The 1,850-nt window shown below is 71.0% G+C and carries 1 protein-coding gene; it reads left to right on the top strand.

Going from position 1 to position 1,850, the window contains the following annotated elements:
• On the top strand, positions 1-1,691 hold a 1,691-nt coding region (locus C8D89_RS28605; RefSeq protein WP_243418456.1), incomplete at its 5' end, for a transposase.
• Between the last annotated feature and the right edge of the window lie 159 nt (positions 1,692-1,850).

Genomic DNA, 1,850 nt, shown 5'->3' with positions numbered 1-1,850 from the left:
GAGCTTGTTGCCAAATCGCGCGCCTCCCCCTGTTGATCTCCTTTGAGCGGGAGGATCTTGGGGTGGCAAAGAGGTATCGACCGGTGGATCGGGATCAGCGCTTCCTGCTGGCTCCGGACATGCGCGAGTGGCTGCCCGAGAATCATCTGGTGTGGTTCCTGCTCGACGTGGTCGCCGAGCTGGACACCACGGCGCTGCACCAGCGCCGTCGCCGTCGGGGGCAGGGCCTTGCCACCGGCTCGGCGGCCGGCCGGGCGGGTTACGACCCGGACATGATGCTCGGGTTGTTGATCTATGCGTATGCGTGTGGGCTGCAGTCCTCACGGCGCATCGAGCGGCTCTGTCATACCGATGTCGCCTTCCGGGTGCTCTGTGCCGGCGACATCCCCGACCACAGCGTGATCGCCCGGTTTCGGGCCGGGCATCAGGAGGTGTTCACCGAGCTGTTCGCCCAGGTGCTGCAGCTGTGCGCGCGGGCGGGGCTCGGGCAGGTCGGCACGGTCGCGATCGACGGGTCGAAGTTCGCCGCCAACGCCTCGCTGACGGCCAATCACCAGCGGGACTGGTTCGCCCGTGCCGCCGCCGAGCGCACCGCGGCCGCGGCGGAGACCGACACCGCCGAGGATCGGGCCGAGCAGCAGCGACTCGAGCGCGGCGAGGGCAGCGGGCGCGAGGATGGTGCGGCCGCCGACCAGGTGCCCGAGCGTTGGAGCGGCGGGGACCGCCGGGCCCGCATCCGGGCCTGCTTGGACGAGCTCGAGATCATCTGCGATGCCGCCGACGCGGACGCAGCCAGCAAGCACGAGCAGGCCCAGGCCGATCTCGCCGCCCGTCGTGGCGAGCTGGAGCGGCTGCGCGCCGAGCAGCAGGACAAGATCGACCGCTGGCACGCTGCGTGGGCTGATCACCGCGCTCGCCCCACCTTCTACCTCGCGCCTCAAGGGCCCTGCCCCAAGCCACTCGAGCAGACCTGGCGGGGTCAGCGAGCCGAACACGCCCTGGCCCAGGCACAGGCCCGAGCCGACCGAGCCGACCGAGCCGCCGACACGAACGATCACGAGCAGGGCCACGAGCAGAAGGGGGCAGCTCGGCGCAATGTCACTGATCCCGACTCGCGGCTGATGACCAGTCGGCGCGGCTGGGTGCAGGGCTACAACGCCCAGTTCGCCATCACCGCCGACCAACTGGTGCTGGCCACGCAGGTCACTCAGAACCCGAACGACAACCCTTGCTTCATCCCCATGACCCAGGCTGCGGTCGCCGCCGCCCGCGACATCGCCACCACCGCGCGACCCGACGAACCCGTCGACGAGCACGGCGGGATCGGGCTGCTTCTGGCCGACGCCGGCTACGCCAGCGAGGCCAACCTCACCGCCCCCGGTCCGGACCGGCTCATCGCCCTGGGCAAGACCCGCGCGCAACACCGCGCCGCTCACGACCACCCGACTCACGGCGAACCACCCGCGGGCGCCACCGCCCGACAGGCCATGGATCACCGGCTGCGCACCCCCGACGGGCACGCCGCCTACAAACGTCGCGGCGCCACCGTCGAACCCGGCATCGGCAACATCAAGAAACTGCTACCCCACCTGGCACGACGCGGACTGACCGCTGCCAGCGCCGAGATCACCTTTGCCGCCCTCGTGCACAATTTGCGCAAGCTCTACAGCGCCCGGGCCGCAGCGGCCTGACCCGCCCCGGCCCGACCCGCCCCGGCCTGACCCGCCCCGGCGACCGCCCCGATGCAACTGGACGCGGATGCACCTCCCGGCCACGCCGGCAATCATCACCCACCCCGCACCGAGGCCCTCGTCCGCCTCGACGTCCCAGGACGATTAAGCGACAGGCTC

The sequence above is a fragment of the Actinomycetospora cinnamomea genome (assembly GCF_003096675.1).
Taxonomy (GTDB): domain Bacteria; phylum Actinomycetota; class Actinomycetes; order Mycobacteriales; family Pseudonocardiaceae; genus Actinomycetospora; species Actinomycetospora cinnamomea.
Note: the sequence above shows the minus strand (reverse complement) of the source record. Positions and strands in the feature narration are given on the sequence as shown.